The sequence below is a fragment of the Aliivibrio sp. S4MY1 genome, assembly GCF_028765545.1.
Classification (GTDB): Bacteria; Pseudomonadota; Gammaproteobacteria; order Enterobacterales; family Vibrionaceae; genus Aliivibrio.
The window spans coordinates 1-557 of the sequence record NZ_JARACP010000070.1 but is presented as its reverse complement, the minus strand read 5'-3'; the positions used below and the strand labels follow the sequence as shown (position 1 = coordinate 557).

Annotated in this window: 1 pseudogene; it reads right to left on the bottom strand. The window is 45.6% G+C overall.

Features of this window, described 5'->3' with window-relative positions:
- Nucleotides 1–148: 148 nt before the first annotated feature.
- A pseudogene (locus PVK71_RS20375) lies at nt 149–557 on the bottom strand (replication initiation protein); the annotation flags it as partial.

Genomic DNA, 557 nt, shown 5'->3' with positions numbered 1-557 from the left:
AATAAGTCATAGAATACGTTCTAAAAAGGATCTCGATGTGGTCATAATGGATCGCGTTATCGGTGCATATCGTTTACTTTTTATACAGCAATAAACAACAGGCGCAACAAAGCCCACTCAACTAAGAGTGTGACAAGGTAACTATAGATTAGGGTGTTGAGGGTGAGAGCTCGCTCTGCTTAACAGAGAGCCCCATGCGGCTTAATAGGTTGTTGGCCATCTTGGTGATGTTAGCGATGTCTGTACTGACCGCCCAGCCTTTGGCTTTGATACGTTCAACTAACTTGCGTGAGATGTAAGTAAGACGATCTACTGGCTTCATATCTGCCAGTTTAATGGTGTAGCTTGAGGTTGCTTGTGCGTGCCTGTGCTCCCATACGCGCAGTATATTGCTCTGGCAGTATGTCTTTAGGGCTATGTCTGCATCGTATTGCTCGTAGCGTTTGGCGGCCTCTATTTTGCGGCGTTGGATCTCGATTGAACGCAAGTGCTCAAGTTCTTCATTTTTAACACCCAGTAGTTCGTAGTACAGAGGTGTTGCACAAAGCGTTCTTGGA